The following is a 20,796-nucleotide window of genomic DNA, read 5'->3' as shown; positions in this document are numbered from 1 at the left end:
TAAAAAACTTATTGTTTTGTCTAACATCTAAAATATCTAAAACGCTGCAAAGATACCTCTTTAATTATTAATAAACAAATAAATCAGCAATTATTTTCCACTTTTTTAAATAATTTATCTATAGAAGGTGCATTATTCGCAATTTTATTACTATCTTTGCACTCGATAATTTTGCAAAATAATAAAATTCATGAAGATAACTAGACTCTTTTCAGTGGCAGCGATTATGGTAGCTGCACTGGCTTTGACTTCTTGTAACAACAAGAAATTCCACATCAACGGCAATATCACAGAGGCTCAGGACTCTATGCTCTATCTGGAGAACATCAGCCTGAACGGTCCTGTGAAAATCGACTCTGTGAAACTGGGCGAGGATGGTGCCTTTGCCTTCGACGAGGCTGCCATGGACTCTGTTACCCCAGAGTTCTACCGCTTACGCATCGCCAATCAAACCATCAATCTTTCCATCGATTCTACAGAAACCGTCAAGGTAAAGGCGGCTTATCCGCAGATGAGCTTCAAATACGAAGTGGAAGGTTCTGAAAACTGCAACAAGATCAAGGAGTTGTCTCTTAAGCAGATGACTCTCCAGAGCAATATCAACGGGCTCGTGAAAGATCCTAACATCGGCAACGATTCTATCGAATCCATCGTAGGCCGCATGCTCCAGGCTTACAAACAGGACATCAAGACCAACTACATCTTCAAGGAGCCAATGAAGGCATACGCTTACTATGCGCTCTTCCAAACGGTACAGTTGGGCAATGTGAATACACTTATCTTCAACCCTCGCAACAACAAAGACGACGTGAAGGTATTTGCTGCTGTAGCAACCAGTTGGGATACCTACTATCCTGGCGCTGAGCGTGGCAAGAACCTCCACAATATCGCCATCGAGGGAATGAAGGACATCCGCATCATCGAGAACCAGATGGCACAGCAGCAGATTGAGGCCAGCAAGGTGAGCGTAAACGGATGCATCGAACTTGCACTTCAGGACAACAAGGGACAGGTACGCCGTCTCTCCGACCTCAAGGGCAAGGTGGTACTGCTCGACTTCCATCTCTTCGCCAGCAAAGAGAGCACCAAGCGCATCATGATGTTGCGTGAACTCTACAACAAGTATCATGCTGCCGGACTGGAGATTTATCAGGTATCAGTAGACCCTGACGAGCACTTCTGGAAGACCTCTACCGCTGCCATCCCTTGGATTTGCGTACGCGATGAAGATGGCATTCAGGGCAAGAGTCTGGCTCTCTACAATGTCCAGAGCATTCCTACCTTCTTCCTGATTGACCGCACCAACACCCTGCAGGCACGTGATGCACAGATTAAGGACATAGAGGCAGCCATCAAGAACCTTCTTTAAGATAACCAAGAGTTAGAAGTTTGGAGAGAACAGTTTCGGCTTTTCATCTTCCAGCTTCTAACTCTTATTCTTTAACGTCAGTTCTGTATCTGCTTTCAAGATAACATAGATGGCAATATCAGAATACAAACCATACAAGGAACTTAAGAACAAAAAACGATAAACTTTTAAACCCTAAAAAATGAATAAGAAATTTTTAGCAATGGCAGCCTTGGCACTTATCACAACAGGAGCGCAGGCTAAAGTAAAGTTGCCACACATCTTGGGTGACAACATGATTTTACTGCAAAACACAGAGGCTAGCCTCTGGGGATGGGACAAACCAGGAACCACAGTAGAGGTAACCACCTCATGGTCTGGGCAGAAATATTCTGCCAAGACCGGAAAGGATGGCAAATGGGCTATCAAAGTACAAACCCCGAAGGCGAGCTACACCCCACTCTCCATCACTTTCGATGATGGCGAAAAGACCACTCTCAACAATGTGCTGGCAGGAGAAGTATGGGTTTGTGCAGGTCAGAGCAACATGGAGATGCCTGTAAAAGGATTCGGCAACTGCCCTGTAGAAGGTTACAACAAGGCGGTGCTCGAAGCAAACCAGTACAAAGGCGTACATTACGTAAAGATTCCTAGCGTAATGAGCAGTAAGCCGTTAGATGATGCCAACTGCGAATGGAAGGAGGTTAACCCGGAAACCGTAGGCGATGCATCTGCTACAGGATACTTCTTTGCACAGGTTATAAACAAGACTCTTGATATTCCGGTAGGTCTGGTCATGGCAAACAAGGGTGGAAGCCGTGTAGAAAGCTGGCTCGACCGCGACTACCTGAAGAAGAACACCAAGGAAGATCTCGACTCTGCAAAGATGACCAAGAGCCCTAAGTTTAAGTGGGATTTCCTCTACCCTCTTCTCTGGGGTAACGGAACTTTCCACCCTATCCTCAACTATAGCGTAAAGGGTATTCTCTTCTATCAGGGATGTTCGAACGTGGGCGACCCGGACGGCCAGTATACCAAACGTCTTGCCGACCTCGTTGCCCAGTGGCGCAGAGACTTCAAGCAGGGCGAACTGCCATTCTATTTCGTACAGATTGCACCTTATCATAATGGCGACGTAAATGGCGATTGGGGACCTAAGCTCCGTGAACAGCAGTTCAATGCAGCCAAGGTGATTCCAAACAGCGGCATCGTCTGTACCGAAGACCTGGTTTACCCATACGAGGTTGAGCAGATTCATCCATGTCAGAAACAGCCTGTAGGCGAACGTCTTGCACTCCAGGCACTCAGCAAGACCTATGGCATGAAGGGACTCTTCAGCGAGAGCATGACCTTCAAGGAGATGAAGATTGTTGGGGACACCGTGAAAGTTCACTTCGACAATACCTACGGAGCCTACAACCGCTTTGAAGGTATCGAAGGTTTCGAAGTTGCAGGCGAGGATAAGGTATTCCATAAGGCTACAGCCAAGCACTTCTGGCAGGAAGGCAACGATCCTTGGAATGAGTGCGTCATCGTAACCAGTCCTGAGGTAAAGAAACCAGTAGCCCTTCGCTACTGTTTCCGCAACTTCCAGCTCGGCAATATGGCAAATGCAGGCAACCTGCCTCTCTTCCCATTCCGTACAGATAATTGGTAAATATCAGATAACCAGCGGCCGATCTTTGTTCAGCAGTCAAAGACCGGCCGCTTTTCAATTATAACATGAAGATAAATTCTTTTCCATTAAACATCAATCATTATACATTAATCATAATATGAGTCACGTATTAGATAAGTTTCAGTTTTGCCCGGTTTGCGGCTCTAATCATTTCGAAATCAACAACATCAAGAGCAAGAAGTGTAAGGACTGCGGATTCTCTTATTACCTCAATCCAAGCAGTGCTACGGTAGCTCTCATACTCAACAGTAAGGAAGAGCTCCTGGCAGTAAGGCGCAAGAAAGACCCAGCCAAGGGGGCACTCGATTTGCCAGGCGGTTTTGTTGACATGGATGAAACAGGTGAAGAAGGTATGGCAAGAGAGGTAAAAGAGGAAACCGGACTGGATGCAACTGAGGTTAAGTATCAGTTCAGCTACCCAAATCTCTACCTTTACTCAGGTTTCATGGTTCATACCCTCGATATGTTCTATGAAGTGAAGGTGAAAGACGACACTCATATAGAAGCAATGGACGATGCAGAAGAATCATTCTGGATACCATTGAGCAGACTCAATCCTGATGAGTTTGCATTCGATTCCATACGCAAGGGGCTCCATCGTTATTTGGAAACAAAATTGGGGTAAAAAGGGTTCAATACAGCCAAATATGGCTCCCAAACATTAAAAAAACCAAAAAAAACACCATATAATAAGGTATAAGCAAAAAGTTTACTTACTTTTGCCAACCGAAAAAAATTGTGTATAAGCTTATGCAAGAGAATTTAGTAATCGTCGAGAGCCCTGCGAAGGCTAAAAAGATCGAAGAGTTTTTAGGTAAGGACTATAAGGTTATGTCTTCTTACGGTCATATCCGTGACCTGAAGAAGAAGGAACTTAGTATAAACGAGAAAACCATGGAACCTGATTATGAGATTCCAGAGGAAAAGAAAAAACTCGTTACAGAATTGAAAACGAATGCGAAGAAAGCCAAGAAAATCTGGTTAGCATCCGATGAGGACCGCGAGGGAGAAGCCATCAGCTGGCACCTTTGCGAAGTACTGGGATTGGATGAGGAGAAGACAAACCGTATTGTCTTCCACGAGATTACCAAACAGGCTATTCTTGACGCAATCAAGAACCCACGCCATCTGGACATGAACCTGGTGAATGCCCAGCAGGCTCGTCGTGTACTCGACCGACTGGTAGGTTTCAAGCTTTCTCCTATCTTGTGGAGAAAGGTTAAGCCAGCCCTTTCTGCAGGTCGTGTACAGAGTGTTGCTGTCCGTCTGATAGTAGAACGTGAGCGTGAAATCCAGAAGTTCCAGAGTGTTCCATACTATCGCGTTACCGCTATTTTCGCCCTGATCAGCGACAGCGGCAATGCAACAGAGGTAAAGGCAGAACTGGACCAGCGTTTCAATACCCACGAAGAGGTTGAAGCTTTCCTTGAGAAGTGTAAAGACGCTAAGTTTATGGTTGAATCTGTAACCAAGAAGCCTTTAAAGCGTTCTCCTGCACCACCTTTCACTACTTCTACTCTGCAACAGGAGGCAGCACGCAAGCTTGGTTTCACCGTTGTACAGACCATGATGATAGCCCAGAAACTTTACGAAAGCGGACGCATCACTTACATGCGAACCGATAGCGTAAACCTCTCTACGCTCTGTTCCAACGCCAGCAAAGATGAGATTATCAGAGAATATGGCAAGGAATACAGCCAGACTCGTGCCTACCACACCAGTTCAAAGGGTGCACAGGAAGCGCACGAGGCTATCCGTCCTACATATATGAATGAACCAACCATCGAAGGAACCGCTCAGGAGAAGCGCCTTTACGAACTCATTTGGAAGCGTACCATCGCATCTCAGATGGCTGACGCACAACTCGAAAAGACAACCATCAACATCAATATCGGCAACACAAGCGAAAAGTTTGTTGCTACTGGCGAGGTTGTTTCATTCGATGGTTTCCTCAAGGTTTATCTTGAGTCAACCGACGATGAAGAGCATGCTGAGGATTCTTCCCACATTCTTCCTGCCCTGAAAGAAGGCGATGAATTGCAGCGCAGAGAAATCCTTGCTACAGAGAAGTATTCTCTGGCTCCTGCAAGATACACCGAGGCCAGTCTGGTGAAGAAACTGGAAGATCTCGGCATCGGCCGTCCATCTACTTATGCTCCAACCATCAGTACCATCCAGCAGCGTCAATACGTGGTAAAGGGTGACAAGACGGGTGAAGAGCGCACATTTACCATAGATTCTCTGAAGGGCATCAAGATAACCCAGAAGTTGAAGAAAGAGATGGCAGGATCTGAAAAGGGCAAACTTCTGCCTACTGATATCGGCATCGTAGTAAACGATTTCCTGATGGAGAACTTCCCGAACATCATGAACTACAACTTTACGGCAGACGTAGAGAAGAAGTTTGATGATATTGCAGAAGGAAAGACCGAATGGACCAACTGGATGAAGGATTTCGACAAGGGCTTTGAGCCTGAAGTGAAGGAAGTCCTGGAAGCCCGCAACCAGCACAAAGCCGGCGAGCGCAATCTCGGAAATGATCCAAAGACAGGAAAGCCAGTATTCGTCAAGATTGGCCGTTTTGGACCAGTGGTACAGATTGGTTCTGCTGAGGATAAGGACAAGCCTCAGTTTGCCCAGTTGCCATCAGACAAGAGCATAGAAACCATCACCCTGGAAGAGGCTTTGGAACTCTTCAAGCTGCCAAGAGAACTCGGTGATTATGAAGGAATTACTGTAACAGTTGGCTCTGGTCGCTACGGCCCTTACATCCTCCATAACCGCAAGTATGTTTCTATTCCAAAGGAGGATGATCCGCTGACCATCACACTGGACAGAGCCATCGAACTGATCAAGGAAAAGCGCGAAGCCGAAGAGAAGCGTCATCTCAAAGTCTTCGATGAGGACGATAAGATGGAAATTCTCAATGGCAAGTATGGTCCATACATTGCTTACGACGGCAAGAATTACCGCATTCCAAAGGCAAAACATGAGAGTGCAGAGGAGCTTACATACGAGGAGTGTATGGAAATTATCAAAGCTGCTCCAGAACCAAAGGCTAGAGGCAGAAAGAAATCATAAACATGCCTCATTGACATAGAAACAGAAGAAAATGAAGTCAATCATCATCATAGGATACATGGGCGCCGGCAAGACAACGGTCGGCAAAGCCCTCGCCAAAGACCTTGGCGTTATGTTCTACGATCTCGACTGGTATATCGAGAGCCGAATGCGCAAGACCGTTAAACAGATCTTCGACGAAGTTGGAGAAGAGGGATTTCGCAAGATAGAGCACAATATGCTACACGAAGTGGCAGAGTTTGAAAATGTAGTGGTAAGTTGCGGAGGAGGAACACCATGTTTCTTCGATAATATGGACTACATGAACCAACTTGGCGAAACGTTTTACCTGAAGGCATCTCCAGAAACCCTTCACGCTCATCTGAAGATGGGCAAAGGCGTACGCCCTCTGCTGCTCAACAAAACACCGGAAGAGGTAGACAGGTTTATCCATGAGCAGCTGAAACTTCGAGAGCCTTACTACGAGAAGGCAAAACACATCATTGATATCAACGTGATGGACAATTATGATAAAATCAACGCTATTGTTCAGCAGATCAGAGACCTGCTGAACATATAGCCGTATCTAATAAAGTAATATATAATAAAGGTAACAAACAAAACTGATTTCCAGCAAGCAAGATTAGAAAATGAAGAAATGGACTATTGAAGACTCGAAGGAGCTCTACAACATCTGTGGTTGGGGTACTTCTTACTTTGGCATCAACGACAAGGGTGATGTCTATGTAACTCCATGCAAGGACAACACACAGATAGACCTGCGCGACATCATGGACGAGTTGGCATTACGCGACATCAACGCTCCCGTACTGCTCCGTTTCCCAGACATCCTCGACAACCGCATCGAGAAGACAGCCAGCTGTTTTCAAAAGGCAAAGGAAGAGTATGGATACAAGGGAGAAAACTTTGTCATCTATCCTATTAAGGTGAACCAGATGCAGCCGGTCGTTGAGGAGATTATCTCTCACGGCAAGAAGTTCAACCTCGGACTGGAGGCTGGCTCTAAGCCTGAACTCCACGCCGTCATCGCCGTACAGGCACAGAGCGACTCGCTCATCATCTGCAACGGCTACAAGGACGAGAGCTACATCGAACTTGCCTTGCTGGCTCAGAAGATGGGCAAGCGCATCTTTATCGTAGTAGAAAAGCTCAATGAGCTGGATATCATCGAAAAGGTAGCCAAAAAGCTCAACGTAAAGCCAAACATCGGTATCCGCATTAAACTGGCTTCTTCAGGTTCAGGCAAATGGGCTGAAAGCGGCGGCGATGCATCTAAGTTCGGTTTGACCAGCGCAGAACTGCTCACAGCCCTCAAGAAGATAGACGAGATGGGATTCCACGACTGTCTGCGCCTTATCCACTTCCATATCGGAAGTCAGATTACCAAGATTCGCCGCATTCAGACTGCTCTCCGTGAGGCAGCCCAGTTCTATATTAGCCTCCACAAGATGGGCTACAATGTAGATTTCGTAGATTGCGGTGGCGGACTCGGTGTAGATTACGATGGCACCCGCTCTTCAAGCAGCGAGAGTTCCGTAAACTACTCTATCCAGGAGTATGTGAACGACTGTGTCTATACATTCGTAGATGCAGCCAACAAGAGCAATATCGAGCACCCTAACCTCATCACCGAGAGCGGCCGCTCGCTCTCTGCCCATCATTCTGTCCTGGTCATCGATGTCTTGGAGACAGCTTCCCTGCCAGAAATGCCAGAGGAGTTTGAGGCGAAGGAGACTGACCACCAGCTGGTGAAGGATCTTTATGAGATATGGGACAACCTGAATCCTCGCAACATGCTGGAAGACTGGCATGATGCCGAACAGATTCGCGAAGAGGCCTTGCAGCTCTTCTCTCACGGCATCGTAGATCTGAAGACCCGTGCAGAGATTGAGGCAATGTACTGGAGCGTGTGCCACGAGATCAACAATCTTGCCAAGCACATGAAGCATGTACCTGAGGAGCTCAGAGGATTGGATAAGATTCTTGCCGACAAGTATTTCTGCAACTTCTCTCTGTTCCAGAGCCTGCCAGACAGTTGGGCTATCGACCAGCTCTTCCCTATCATGCCTATCCAGCGTCTGAACGAGCGTCCTACCCGCAACGCTACCTTGCAGGACATCACCTGCGACAGCGACGGAAAGATTGCCAACTTCGTTACCGACGGACATATCGGCAACGTTCTTCCTCTTCATCCATTGAAGAAGAACGAGCCATATTATCTCGGTGTATTCCTCGTTGGTGCCTACCAGGAGATTCTGGGCGACATGCACAATCTCTTCGGCGACACCAATGCTGCCCACATCTCTGTAAAGGACGGCAAATATAGCATCGACCAGATATTCGACGGCGAGACCGTAGAGGAGGTATTGGATTACGTACAGTACAATCCGAAGAAGCTCGTCCGCCAGTTGGAGCAGTGGGTAACCAAGAGTGTGAAGGAAGGCAAGATTTCGCTCGATGAGGGCAAGGAATTCCTGGGCACCTATAGAAATGGTCTCTTCGGATACACATATCTTCAGTAAGAATTAACAGTTGATAGTTAATAGTTTACAGCAAGATTGCCCTATAAACTATTAACTATTAACTATAAACTAAACTTAAAGATGGAAAAAGTAACAGTAGTAAAGGTAGGCGGTGCCATCGTTGAAGACAGCGAGCAGCTGGCACAGCTCTTGAAGGATTTCGCAGCCATTCCTGGCAAGAAAGTATTGGTACATGGCGGTGGCCGCCGTGCCACTAAGGTAGCCGCAGCCCTCGGCATCGAGAGCAAGATGGTGAACGGCCGCCGTATCACCGATGCAGACATGCTGGAAGTGGTAACAATGGTTTATGGCGGTCTGGTCAACAAGAACCTGGTTGCCAAACTCCAGGCTAACGGCGTGAATGCTCTCGGTCTGACCGGTGCTGATATGGACGTAATCCACAGTCACAAGCGTCCGTTGAAGGACGGTATCGACTTCGGATTCGTGGGCGATGTAGAGCGTGCCAACGGCAAGATGCTCCAGACCCTTATTAATGAAGGCATTACTCCAGTGATGGCCCCATTGACCCATGACGGCAAGGGCAATATCCTCAACACCAATGCCGACACTATAGCCAGCGAGACTGCCAAGGCTCTGGCTCCTTACTACGATGTGACATTGATATATAGTTTTGAAAAGAAAGGCGTGCTCAGTAATCCTGAGGATGACGACAGCGTGATTCCTGTGATTACCCATGCCGATTTTGAGAGATATAAAGCAGATGGTACCGTGGCAGGCGGCATGATTCCTAAGTTGGAGAATGCCCTTGCAGCCATCAATGCTGGTGTGAAAGAGGTGATTATCACCCTTGCTACCGCCATCGACGGAAAGCACGGAACGGTGATTAAGTGAAGAACGAAGAGTGAAGAGTGAAGAATTCATCACCTTTTTTCTTAACAAGAGTTAAAAATAGAAATAAATCAAGATTGGTTGTAACTTTCTTATAACATAGTCGTCATTAATTATAGAGGGATGAAAGAAATCAGTTTCCAGAACGATGTTTTGCCGCTGAAGAACAAACTCTTTAGGCTGGCCCTTCGCATTACTCTCAACCGGGAGGAAGCGGAAGACGTTGTGCAGGATACGCTGATTAAGGTCTGGAACGCCCGCGACAGATGGCAGGAGCTTGACTCCATCGAGGCATACAGCCTCACCATCGCCCGCAACCTCTCGCTCGACCGCATCAAGAAGATGGAAAATCAGAATGATTCGTTGGAAGAGCAGAATACAGAAAGGTTAGACGAAAACACTTCCACCCCCTCCGAAAGGATGATTCAGAAAGACAAACTGAACATCGTAAAGAATATTATCGACGAGTTGCCTGAAAAGCAGCGCAGCTGTCTGCAGCTTCGAGATATCGAAGGAAAATCCTACAAGGAGATAGCAGACATCCTCAGCATCACGGAAGACCAGGTCAAAGTGAACATCTTCAGGGCTCGTCAAACAGTCAAACAAAGATTTCAACAATTCGACAGATATGGATTATAAGTACATCAACCAACTTTTGGATCGCTACTGGAAGGGCGAGACTTCTCTCGAAGAAGAGGAGATACTCCGCGCATTCTTCAGCCAGGACGAGTTGCCTGCCGAGCTGAAGCCATACCAAGCGCTCTTCTCTTACGAGATGGGCGAGGCTAAGCAAGAGGCGCTGGGTGATGACTTCGACCAGAAGATGATGGCGATGATTGAGGATGAATACACCAAGAAGCCTAACAAGGCAAAGGTCGTTTCATTGACAGAGCGCTTGAAGCCTCTCTTCAAGGCTGCTGCCGTGGTAGCTATCATCCTGACATTGGGCAATGCAGTTCAGGTTCCTTTCCAGAACAATGGCAATGATTCTGTTGAAAACGTAGGATACATCAAGAGTGGCAAGGGCGTGTCCGTAGCCATGGGAGATTCTGCTTCGGTTGATTCTATGCAACGCACAGGCATCGATCAGGTAAGCACTCCAACAACGTCTCCAACGTTATTAAAGTAGATTATTTCTATGCTTTCTCTATAAAAAAATCATGTTTAGTAAAACAATTCTGAAGCTGTGAAGTTTCAATTCTCTCAAATTTTTCATAACATACTAACGTAATAGGGCTGCCAGGATGTACTGGCAGCCCTTACTTATTTTATATATTTTGCACGCAAGCGTATGATAAAGGATACACAAGTGGCTCAATTTATCGCCACTGCAAGGCTTCATTTAAGCCTCCTTCCGGTCATCATTGATGCCACTTACTAGGCTCAATATAAGCCACTTAACCTATTGTCAAGAAGCATCTGAAAGGCTATTTTCCCAGATGGGGGTTAACAGAGTTAACAGTTAACAGCCCAAAATGCCTACTTTCCCCTCACTCACATATAATAATAAGTATATATATTTATAAGGTATGGGAGAGGGGAGGATGCAAAAAACAGCTGTTAACTGTTAACCTGTTAACCCTTTGCCCCTTTTGTTAAAAAAACTAACTCGCTCTAAATTGGACTTTGATTGAAAATCAAGAAGTTGGGCGTTTGCCTATATTATATAGGTAACAATATGGAAACGAGCGGACTTCTGCTCGTTTCTGTATTTTGCAATATGCAAAGAACGCCTTAATTCGGGGACAAAGATACGATATTTTTCTAAATCTCGCATAGCTTACAAGGAGAAAAACTTGGAAATTAGAACTTTTTACGTTAAAATCCATATTTGACAAGCAGATTTTGAAGAAAATATTTGGAGTTTCCAATAAAAAAGAGTATTGTTTGCAGCAACAAATCCCACCACGCCTCTCAACGATGCGTACCACGGTGGAACTTCGCTTTTTATAAAGGGTATATGGATTACGACAAACAACCTATAAACGTAGATGAACAGGTTGCCTTGCTCCAGAACAGAGGGCTGGTGATAGAAGAGAGAGCCTGCGTAATAGGCAAACTGGAGAACGAATGCGTAAAGGCATTCCTCGACCACGAGGAAGAGATTCTTGCCGGCACCTTCGAGGGAGCCCTCATCGACCACATCTCGGAGCACGAGCGCAATGCCTACATCACCTGCACCCAGGTTTCGAGAAAGAAGATTTATGCCAGCAAGCCCGTTCTCGACATCGAGCTTTCGGGTTACAAGATCATGGCTACGCTGATGGAGGTATTCATCGATGCCGCCGTCAACCCGTCCCGTTTCTACTCCAAGCAGCTTCTGCGCCGGGTAAGCAGCCAGTACGATATTTGGTTGGAAAGTCTGGAAGAGCGAATCATGGCAGTATTGGATTACATCAGCGGCATGACGGATATCTATGCCTTAGATATTTATCAGAAGATCAACGGAATAAGTCTGCCGATAGTATAGAAACAAAACAGGCGTTTCTTATATTTTTGCGTAAAAGTGTGTTAAATAAAGAAAGATAATAGGAAGAAGAATGCAATAATGGGGGGAGAATAATGTTTTATAAATAGAGGATGGGCAAAGCGCCTATCATGTATAACTCATAAAAACAACAGTTTATGAAAGCAAAGATTTACTTTTTGGCAATGGCTTTCGTCGCTCTCTTGATGGTAGGGTGTAGCGATGATGATGGTATTCAACTCACACAGGATGAAATCATTGGTGATATTAACACAGGCAAACAAGTGGGTATCAAGGGCAATAGCCTTGTCATATATACCACCCAGGGTGCCCGCGTGAATGTGCAAGGAGCCAAGGGCAAGATTTCGGCACAGTCTTCTGATGAGAAAGTAGTCACTGTAACTTGCATCCATGAGACGGGGCAGTATGGTAAGGATGAGCGTATTAGCTTGTCTGCTATCGCTGTGGGAAAGGCTATTGTTACAGTGACTGATGAAGATGGTAATGAGGCAAAACTTGCCGTGGAAGTCAAGGATGTTGAGACGTTATGGAAGACTACACAAGTATTTAGTGGTTATCAAAAATATTGTAAGGTGGAGGGTGTTTCCAAGGAAGATTCTTTGGTGATAGCATCGGATGCGATAGCAAGTAAGCCTTATGAAGCTGTTAAATTCAAGAGCCGTGGTGATGTATTTACAGTATCCCGAATCCAGTTCCTTGCTGGTGGAAAGGTGTTGGTGGATGGGTATTATACTACTACGTATAATGAAGATCACAGTATACTTTATTTCGAGGTTGGAGATGGTAAAGGCGGAACTTTGGAGAATTTCTATTTGAAACCAAAAGAAGGCTCGCTTTTCTTCTGGGATTTGACAGATAAATATAAGGAAGCTTATCCGCAGGTAACAAAGGTGGAGTTAGTTTGGGCAGCTGCTCAGCATTTTTAAGTTTTCTTCATATTAAAAGGGTCGCTTCAAAATTCATTCTCTTATTCGCTTTCGGGTGCTTTAGGGCTTTATGTTAAAGTTTCCATCACAGCTAAACTTTCTAGAAAGAAAACGGCAGCAGACATTGATGGAAACTTCACAATTGAAGTGGAGCCAAAAGATACAATCACCATAAAGTTCATTGGTATGCGAGACAGAATCATCAAACTCTCTGAAATGAATTTCGAAAAACTCAATGTCATCACTTTGACAGAAAGTGGAGGACTCATGGGTGAAATTGTTGTTATCAAAAAAGGACATAAGCATAAAAAAAATAAACTATGGCAAGAGGACGTTATATTTGCAACACTCTCAAAGCTATCCGCAAGCAGATAGCGGATGCAAATGGGATTGACTATTCACCCGAAGAATGTCATTTCAATGGTGAATGCAAGGGTACTTGCCCAAAATGTGAGAAAGATGTGAAAAATTTGGAACATGAATTGCGACTTAGGAAGAAAGCAGGAAAGACTATAAAGGTCGTAGGGGTAGCATTGGAAATGACAGCTCTTGCAACATCTATTATGTCGTGCTCTACACAAAAAGGATATTACAACTCTACCCCTCCACTACCAAAGAAAGTTATTCCGATTCACTTCCAGGAATATACATCCAAAGACTCCATCCTGCTAAAAGAAAGAGAAACATTGAATAAGAAAGGAGTACTTTTTGTCCAAGGGCATATCATTGACGAAAAAACAAAAGAACCGATTTGTACAGCTTTCATCACAGCTAAACTTTCTGGAAAGAAAACGGCAGCAGATATTGACGGAAACTTCACCATTGAAGTGGAGCAAGGAGACACCATCACCATTAAGTTCATTGGTATGCAAGACAGAATTATCAAACTCTCTGAAATGAACCTCGAAAAGCTCAATGTTATCACTTTGACAGAAAGTGGAGGACTCACTGGAGAAATAGTTGTTGTAAAAAAAGGACATAAGCATAAAAGAAAATAAGCAATGGTAACAAGAGGACGTAACATATGCAATACCCTCAAAGCAATCCGCAAGCAAATAGCGGATGCCAATGGGATAGACTATTCACCTGAAGAATGTAATTATAAGGGTGAATGTATGGGAACTTGCCCTAAATGTGAGCAAGATGTAAGAGACTTGGAATATGAGCTGCACCTCAGACAAATGGCTGGAAAAGCCATTAAGGTAGCAGGCATAGCAGCAGGACTTGTCGCTATGACAGCTTGTTCGGATGGAAAGGTACAAAGAATATCTTCGGATGCTACTAAAAGTGAACTTAATATAGTGAAAAAAGAAGAGCCTAAACCTGGAGACAGACAATTGGAAGGAGATATCTCGCACAAATGTTTCTAAAAAACGTTTGAAAGTAATGTCACTGGTTTCTTTACCAGTCGCATTCTGCCATGCTTCACGTGCTTTGGACACACTCTGACGGTCTTCCTCAATTGCCATGCGGACTGCTTCTTCATCAGAACAATCCATAATAGGCTTTCGTCCCTGACCAGGACGTGTCTCCAAGCCTTTGATGCCATTTTCTTCATAACGTTTGACCCATGCGTAGACAGTAGGTACTGTTACCTCAAGCATTTCTGCTATTTGGGGAGCTGATTTACCTTCTGACTTCAGCAATATGGATTTGCATCTGATACGAAAACTATGAGTAGGGCCATTATGATAGCCTTTCTCTAATTTGAGGCGATCAACCTCTGATAATTCAAGTACTTTTATTGGTTTCATAATTCTTTTTTCAATAAAACAGAAAATTAACCATATTAGTACTGATATATATAAATAATTTAGATCACTTACTTATTAATACGTATATTTGTAATATTTTAAATTGGAATGAATATGAATGCAAAATTTTATAGATTTATAGTCAAAGGGAACGACAAAAAAGGAGGAGTGCTATATTCTCCTAAAAGTTGGCCATATCCTATAGCGGTCGATGGACAAGAAGTCAAAAATTGGGAGTCTCTTGTTGTTGAATTAAAAGACGGAATTTATAGACCATTTCAGTTATGTGTAGGTGGAGCCAATATGGTTAATCAAGATTTGAAAGACTTATTGCAGTCTTTTATAGGTATTAGTAATGACGTTGAATTTTTACCGGTTAGAGCTATAAGTGAAATATATGGCGAACAAACGTACTATATTATGCATTTTAAAAAGATTTTTGATGTCATAGATACTAAAAATACTTTATATGTTGAAGGGACAGATTCTGTTATAAAATTGAAGCTTGACTATAATAAGGTAAAAGATTTAAAGGTCTTTAATTCACAGCCAGCTATAAATGATATCATCGTATCTGATGAAGTTCGTAAAAGCATACGAAAAAATAAGCTTGATTTAGGGTTGGAATTTATGCCTGTGTATTGTGGAGGGGAGTGATTATATGGAAGAGGAAATAAGACATTGGATTCAGCAAATCAATGATGAGACAATATTGCCATCTGATATTGTCGCGTTCAATTTTGGACTTTTTGAATCTGAAGAAGGATATTGCATTTATTTGACAGGTTCAAAATTTTATGATGAATCTGATGATGATTGGGCTTGTGATATAGATTTTGAGCCAAATAGAAAATATTTAATGCTCGCCTCTGGGAGTATTCAAAATATGAACTGGAAACAAATTCTATATAAGGTCAAAAATATTATTTTCAACTTCATTACAGCAAATGCCTACAAGCTACCCTTGTTTAGTGATGAGGCTAAATATGCAGAAGAAGAAAATAGAAAATTAGGAGAGATTCCAAGAAATCCTCGAATGGAAATAACAAAAGAGCGAACTTCAAATGATAGGAAAGGTACCACATCCAAGAAATCAAAAAAAGGCAATACCGCTTTAATGCAATCAGCTGTTGATACAGACTCCATAGAAAACAGCAATATATTTGGTGTTGTAGAGGAGATGCCTTCATTCCCAGGTGGTATGGCTGCATTGATGAAATACATCAAGGATAATCTACGCTATCCAGAAATTTGTAGGGAAGGTGCTGCTATGGGCAGAGTTCATGTTGTCTTTATTGTAAACGAGGACGGAAGTTTGAGTGATATAAAGGTAATTAGAAGCATTAGCCCTGAACTTGACAAGGAAGCCATTAGGGTTGTGAAAAGTATGCCAAAATGGAATCCTGCAAAACAAAATGGCAAAGCTGTGAAAATGAAATATGTTGTTTCTGTAAATTTCAGACCTGAATAAGATGAATACAGCTCCACTTATCTGTATCGACCGTCATCGCCTTACAATTGACGGTGAGGGGGTTACTACGCTCGTAGCATTTCATGGTTGTCCTCTTCATTGCAAGTACTGTCTCAATCCCCAATGCCTTGATGCTGACGGCGTATGGCAGGAGGTGGATACAGAACTGCTGATGGCGAACGTGGAGATGGACAACCTCTACTTCTTAGCTACAGGAGGCGGCATCTGTTTTGGCGGAGGAGAACCGCTTCTGTGGAGTTCATTCATAAAGGAGTTTTGTGAACTATGCCCAGAGGGATGGCACTTTACGATGGAGACGAGTCTAAACGTACCTCGCCATCACTTGGAGAAAGTCACCCCATACATTGACTCCTTTATCATCGACATCAAGGACATGAATCCTGCCATCTATCAAGCCTACACTGGTAAGCCCAACCGGCAAGTTATCGACAACCTTGTCTGGCTCAACACTCATGCCAAACATAAAGACAAGATCATCCTTCGTCTCCCCATAATCCCCAAGTTCAACACCGAAGATGACAGGAAACACAGTCGCCAAGTCTTAATAGAATTAGGATATGAGAATTTTGATGAATTTGAATATGTTATTAGAAACAAATAAACAGTTTTAATTATATGTCCCAATGAAATGGATTTGAATGTAAATTCCATCTCATTGGGGTATTGGATAAAAATTATTGGTAATTTTTAATAGTACGTTTTATGCTATTAGACTCTCTGCGAAGTTCATTAGCTACACTGTCTTTGTATGCAGCCATCCGTACCATTTCATTGTATTTGAGAACAGAATCTTCGTAAGCTGCAACACGATTTTTGACATAGTCTATGACATTTTCGTCTCTGTTTACAGAGAAGTGCTTCTCTATATATAAGATGTTTGGGTCATCAGCAGACAGAACCATCTTCAAAGCTCTATACTTCAAGTCTGCCTCCTCCCAATCTTGGTGCTCTCGCCATTGGGTGAGGTTGCCCCAAATGGAGAGAACGAGAGATAGAGCCAAGCCGCCAATGAAAAGAAGAACATTCTTTGAGGTTGGCTCGAAGCGATGGGTTACAACCTTCTTTTGAGGTGATTTGTTCATCACTTCAAGTTTATCTTGTAATGCCTTTGAGGAAACATCATTCCCTTGTATCATCTGCTTGACTGCATCAACCAAGAACTTGCTTCGCTGCTCATTTTTGCCAAGTTCAACCTTAATAAGGTCAGCAAAAACGATAATGGCATCTCTTAATTTGGATATTTTACCTCTGACTTCCTCTTCTTTGATAAACATCGCATTGATTGACTTATCCAACTTGGTTATATCATTACTTGCAGGAACGGTTTCCACTCCTGCGTTCTTTGTGGAGACAGAAAGTTCATCGACTTTCTGCTCCAATCTCTCAACTGTGCCGTAGATGGCTTCCAATAGTTCTTCTTTCATGTTCGATTCTAATTTTAAGTTTGTAACTTGCATCAAAGGCTGAAGCCCTTTCTGCGTTTTCTCTTTTTCTTCTTGGCGGATTCATCCTCTGGGAATGGCTCATAAGTTTGGGCATTAGACGGAGCGAACAAGCCGATGGAAGAAATACCACTCCAAGGGTCTTGGGTATGTTCTGCCGTTGGTTGAGTCTGTTCTACTTGGTGACAACTTAGTTGTCCTCCCTGCATAGATTCGGCTCTTGGCGATACACGATTATACTCTGTGCCAAGTCTTGCATCCAACTTGCCAAAGCTGCATTCTCTGCAAATCTGCGTACCCTTGAAGCTATATCCATCCTTGCAGAAACGGATGCCTTGAACCTTGGTTCGCTCCTTGTCCTTATAGACAAACTCCAAGAGAACACCTCGCTTTGCAAGTTCATTCTTGAATTTCTGCCAACTATCAGCGCCTTTCAAGGCATCCTTGACGGCATTGTGAATCTCGTATTTGGCACGCTCAGCATTGCGTAACTTGCGAGTATTAGTCTTGCTCTTATCCGTTCCGTAAGTCAGCCCATATTTGGATTTTAGGACCTTGGTAACTTGCTCATTACGCCTGTAATCATTCCTGTCTGATATGAGTTTGCCCTCGTTATTGATGCGGTTATACACGATATGACAATGTGGATTGTCCGTATTGTGATGCCTTACGATGATGAATTGGGTATCGGTGATGCCCATCATCTGCATGTATTCAAGGGCTATCTTAGCCATGAACTCATCCGTCAAACGTGGCTTGTCCTCGGGTTTGAAGCTCAATGCAATGTGTCCCACAGGCTTCTTAATCCTTGGATTTAGCTGCCTCTGTAGCTCGAAACTTTGCGTCATCTCGGCATTCGTGCCGAGTAACACACCATCCGAGACGATGATTTTCGCCTCGTCCTTGCCTGTAACATAGCGGATGCAACCACCAAATGAGCTGCCCTTCTTTAGCTTGCCTATCATGTGGTATCCTCCTTTCTGCCCATACTGCTTGGCTTCGGTTTATAACTTGCTTGGCGATACTCGCCAAGGATTGCTTTCAATCTTCTCAACAAGTCCACCACATATACATGGGTTTCATGGAAACCTCTCTGATGCGACAGCTTGGTAAGTTGGTTGAGGTTGTTCGCCATGCCAATGAGGTTCTTGGCGATGGCTACCGTCTCTGCATTGTGTCCGCTGACCACCTCGCCGTTCAAGGCGGACTCACGGATGTACTCCGCCAACTTGCGGTTGGCTTTTCTCGCCCTCAGCCTCAGTGCCTCGTAGCTTGGCTTCGAGAACTTCACCGTGACAGACTTCGACAGCTTGTGAATCCTGCCTGTGGGCGGTCTTCCGCCCTTTCTCCTGTCCTGTTCATGTATGCTTGTCATTCGATATACTGTTTACAGTTGGTACACTTACTTTCTGCGACCGCCGGGAGCAAAATTCCTCCGCCCTCATGGTGGAGCGAGGCGTTTTGGGGTTCCCAAAACATAACCTCGCTCCCTCTCAGAACACGTTAGTTGGAACTACAGCCTTTCAGCTATCCACGTCCAAGGTCGCAGACCTTAATTCTCACAATTTGCGCCAAGCCTCGAAGTCCTCTTCATAAAGGCTTAGGTGGTGGCGCACGATGTTCTCGATGATGCCCGATACGCTCATGCGTCTCCCTCCGAGGATGCGGACGACACGATCAAGACGGTCTCGTACATCGGAACTGACGAAGACTGGCTTGCGGTCGTCAATCCTTGGAACTTGGAGGAAGGTCTGCTGATACTCCTCTAATGTCGCCTTGCGCTGCTTGCCGCTGATGCGCTTCTGCGGATTCGGTGGCGATTGAGCCTCGTTCGTTGATGTTTCCTCTCTATAGGGAGTTGTTGCAGCAACTTTCTCTACAATTGCTCTCAACTCTGGGTTCTCTACATCATCATAGAGAGAATTACAACTACTTGGATTGGCTTTGTTGCCATACGTAGATGGTTTAACAAAATCCAAATACTCTTTTTCCATCAGCTCCTTTTGCTCAGGAGTCAAGACTGCATCTTTTGTTCTTGCCATAGCTTATGCTGTTTTATTTGTTAGTATAGTGGTCACGGTTTGCACCATTGACCGATTGTCGGGTGCAAAGTAAGTGTACTGAGTGCAGCCATGCAACTGATTGGGTGTAACGTGGCAATTTAGTTGTGGCTTGCTTATTTGCATACCGAGATAGTTGTGAGAACTTCAACGTATTTCTCAACTCATCATTGTTCATGTATTCGTTGCAGTCGTGCAAGTTTTTCTTGTTGTTTTTGGCGTTGAAGTCGGCAAACCCCGGCAACATACTGCCACAGAAATTGAAAACGCTTGTTTTTAGATTGCCGTGCCTTATCTTTGCACTCACAAACGTGGAGCACAGCATATGCGTGGAGCTTTGCGACATATAACATAGTATTAACTTAGAAAAAAGAAAAGTATGGGATTCATCGTATTCGAGGAAGAGGCATTCAACTATCTTGATGCCCAGTTGGAGAACTTCGTGAAGCGCATGGACAGAATCCGTGAGCGCAGTGAGGACAAGACCATGAACAAGTGGCTCGACACGCAGGACGTGTGTCAGACGCTCAACATCTGCCCACGGACAGTGCAGACGCTTCGGGACAACGGAACTTTGGCTTATACGCAAATCAGCCACAAGACCTACTACAAGCCGGAGGACGTGATGGCTATCGTAGCAGTAGTGGAGGACAAGAAAAAGGACATGCGCTTTCGCAAGCGCACAGGTTAGGCTGTCAATATACAACAGCCACTTAATCCAATGCAGCAAGTAAACCGAGTAACGTAAGTATCAACAATAAAACGAGACAACTATGAGCAATGAAGTAATGACAAGAAACAGCGAGTGGATGAACCACATCGTGAACCACCTCAACCGAATGGTTGACAATTTTGAACGTGCCGTGATGAACTACCGCCCCATGCTTGGCGGTGAGCGCTTCATGACGGACAAGGAGCTTTGTGCCAGGCTGCAACTGAGCCGAAGAACCCTGCAGGACTACCGAAACAACGGTGTCATCCCGTATATCCAGCTTGGCGGAAAGATACTCTACCGCGAGTCCGACATTCAGAAGATTCTGATGGCTAACTATCGTGAGGCGTACAGAATGAAGGGCTTGTAGGAGAAATACATGTCCTTGATGAGTGGGGTGAAATGAACAAGGCGACAACGTATAACTTACCGAGCGTGGTTGTT

General features: G+C 44.4%; 21 protein-coding genes and 1 pseudogene. 17 read left to right on the top strand and 5 right to left on the bottom strand.

Features of this window, described 5'->3' with window-relative positions; all coding sequences use genetic code 11:
- The first annotated feature begins 190 nt into the window (after positions 1-190).
- From ONT18_RS13430 to ONT18_RS13375, 12 genes and pseudogenes are all read left to right on the top strand, one after another.
- Positions 191-1,369, top strand: coding sequence for a TlpA disulfide reductase family protein (locus tag ONT18_RS13430; protein ID WP_022120778.1), 1,179 nt, complete (start codon positions 191-193; stop codon positions 1,367-1,369).
- Positions 1,370-1,550: 181 nt separating this feature from the next.
- The gene (locus tag ONT18_RS13425) at positions 1,551-3,005 is read left to right on the top strand and encodes a sialate O-acetylesterase (RefSeq protein ID WP_264906085.1); all 1,455 of its coding nucleotides are present in this window, start codon (positions 1,551-1,553) and stop codon (positions 3,003-3,005) included.
- A gap of 118 nt (positions 3,006-3,123) precedes the next feature.
- Positions 3,124-3,651: an NUDIX hydrolase gene (locus ONT18_RS13420; protein WP_006849196.1), complete on the top strand. Its 528-nt coding sequence runs from the start codon at positions 3,124-3,126 to the stop codon at positions 3,649-3,651.
- A gap of 125 nt (positions 3,652-3,776) precedes the next feature.
- Positions 3,777-6,107: a type I DNA topoisomerase gene (topA, locus tag ONT18_RS13415; protein WP_117695295.1), complete on the top strand. Its 2,331-nt coding sequence runs from the start codon at positions 3,777-3,779 to the stop codon at positions 6,105-6,107.
- Positions 6,108-6,138: 31 nt separating this feature from the next.
- Positions 6,139-6,666: a shikimate kinase gene (locus ONT18_RS13410; RefSeq protein WP_264906081.1), complete on the top strand. Its 528-nt coding sequence runs from the start codon at positions 6,139-6,141 to the stop codon at positions 6,664-6,666.
- A gap of 70 nt (positions 6,667-6,736) precedes the next feature.
- Entirely contained in the window at positions 6,737-8,629 is a 1,893-nt protein-coding gene (speA, locus tag ONT18_RS13405; protein ID WP_118153557.1) for a biosynthetic arginine decarboxylase, read from the top strand.
- An 81-nt stretch (positions 8,630-8,710) separates the two neighbouring features.
- Positions 8,711-9,481, top strand: a complete 771-nt coding sequence (argB, locus tag ONT18_RS13400) for an acetylglutamate kinase (RefSeq protein ID WP_264906079.1) — start codon at positions 8,711-8,713, stop codon at positions 9,479-9,481.
- A gap of 120 nt (positions 9,482-9,601) precedes the next feature.
- Entirely contained in the window at positions 9,602-10,117 is a 516-nt protein-coding gene (locus ONT18_RS13395; RefSeq protein ID WP_006849202.1) for an RNA polymerase sigma factor, read from the top strand.
- Positions 10,107-10,607 (top strand): pyruvate ferredoxin oxidoreductase, encoded by a 501-nt coding sequence (locus ONT18_RS13390; protein ID WP_117695302.1) that lies wholly within the window; start codon positions 10,107-10,109, stop codon positions 10,605-10,607. The genes ONT18_RS13395 and ONT18_RS13390 overlap by 11 nt, the downstream gene beginning before the upstream one ends.
- Positions 10,608-11,504: 897 nt before the next feature.
- Positions 11,505-11,948 (top strand): annotated as a pseudogene (locus ONT18_RS13385) (dehydrogenase); the annotation flags it as partial.
- 155 nt (positions 11,949-12,103) lie between these two features.
- A complete protein-coding gene (locus ONT18_RS13380) occupies positions 12,104-12,892 on the top strand; it encodes a hypothetical protein (RefSeq protein ID WP_142990668.1) in 789 nt (262 codons plus the stop codon).
- 320 nt (positions 12,893-13,212) lie between these two features.
- Positions 13,213-13,890 (top strand): carboxypeptidase-like regulatory domain-containing protein, encoded by a 678-nt coding sequence (locus tag ONT18_RS13375; protein ID WP_089545430.1) that lies wholly within the window; start codon positions 13,213-13,215, stop codon positions 13,888-13,890.
- An 84-nt stretch (positions 13,891-13,974) separates the two neighbouring features.
- Here ONT18_RS13375 and ONT18_RS13370 read toward each other — a convergent pair whose 3' ends face one another.
- Positions 13,975-14,646, bottom strand: a complete 672-nt coding sequence (locus ONT18_RS13370) for a helix-turn-helix domain-containing protein (RefSeq protein WP_238405851.1) — start codon at positions 14,644-14,646, stop codon at positions 13,975-13,977.
- A gap of 114 nt (positions 14,647-14,760) precedes the next feature.
- On the opposite strand from ONT18_RS13370, the gene ONT18_RS13365 reads away from it, so the two are divergent.
- Genes ONT18_RS13365 through ONT18_RS13355 form a run of 3 tightly spaced genes read left to right on the top strand, consistent with a single transcriptional unit; the run spans position 14,761 to position 16,739 of the window.
- Positions 14,761-15,303: a hypothetical protein gene (locus ONT18_RS13365; protein WP_117663760.1), complete on the top strand. Its 543-nt coding sequence runs from the start codon at positions 14,761-14,763 to the stop codon at positions 15,301-15,303.
- 4 nt (positions 15,304-15,307) lie between these two features.
- The gene (locus ONT18_RS13360; RefSeq protein WP_203051445.1) at positions 15,308-16,117 is read left to right on the top strand and encodes an energy transducer TonB; all 810 of its coding nucleotides are present in this window, start codon (positions 15,308-15,310) and stop codon (positions 16,115-16,117) included.
- Position 16,118: 1 nt separating this feature from the next.
- Positions 16,119-16,739, top strand: a complete 621-nt coding sequence (locus tag ONT18_RS13355) for a radical SAM protein (RefSeq protein WP_089545399.1) — start codon at positions 16,119-16,121, stop codon at positions 16,737-16,739.
- A gap of 73 nt (positions 16,740-16,812) precedes the next feature.
- On the opposite strand, the gene ONT18_RS13350 is transcribed toward ONT18_RS13355, so the two are convergent.
- The 4 genes from ONT18_RS13350 to ONT18_RS13335 form a co-directional block, all read right to left on the bottom strand.
- Positions 16,813-17,562, bottom strand: coding sequence for a hypothetical protein (locus tag ONT18_RS13350; protein WP_264906062.1), 750 nt, complete (start codon positions 17,560-17,562; stop codon positions 16,813-16,815).
- A 32-nt stretch (positions 17,563-17,594) separates the two neighbouring features.
- Complete coding sequence (locus ONT18_RS13345) at positions 17,595-18,545, bottom strand: relaxase/mobilization nuclease domain-containing protein (RefSeq protein ID WP_264906059.1); 951 nt, start codon at positions 18,543-18,545, stop codon at positions 17,595-17,597.
- A complete protein-coding gene (locus ONT18_RS13340; RefSeq protein WP_264906055.1) occupies positions 18,542-18,955 on the bottom strand; it encodes a MobC family plasmid mobilization relaxosome protein in 414 nt (137 codons plus the stop codon). The genes ONT18_RS13345 and ONT18_RS13340 overlap by 4 nt, the downstream gene beginning before the upstream one ends.
- A gap of 184 nt (positions 18,956-19,139) precedes the next feature.
- On the bottom strand, positions 19,140-19,622 hold the full coding sequence (locus tag ONT18_RS13335) for a DUF3408 domain-containing protein (RefSeq protein ID WP_153085319.1): 483 nt from the start codon (positions 19,620-19,622) through the stop codon (positions 19,140-19,142).
- Positions 19,623-20,019: 397 nt separating this feature from the next.
- On the opposite strand from ONT18_RS13335, the gene ONT18_RS13330 reads away from it, so the two are divergent.
- The gene (locus ONT18_RS13330) at positions 20,020-20,331 is read left to right on the top strand and encodes a helix-turn-helix domain-containing protein (RefSeq protein WP_008656559.1); all 312 of its coding nucleotides are present in this window, start codon (positions 20,020-20,022) and stop codon (positions 20,329-20,331) included.
- 82 nt (positions 20,332-20,413) lie between these two features.
- The gene (locus tag ONT18_RS13325) at positions 20,414-20,722 is read left to right on the top strand and encodes a helix-turn-helix domain-containing protein (RefSeq protein WP_008145366.1); all 309 of its coding nucleotides are present in this window, start codon (positions 20,414-20,416) and stop codon (positions 20,720-20,722) included.
- Positions 20,723-20,796: the final 74 nt, after the last annotated feature.

It is taken from the genome of Segatella copri (genome assembly GCF_026015295.1).
In the GTDB taxonomy this organism is placed as follows: Bacteria; Bacteroidota; Bacteroidia; order Bacteroidales; family Bacteroidaceae; genus Prevotella; species Prevotella copri_C.
This window is presented reverse-complemented; position numbering and strand designations above follow the sequence as displayed.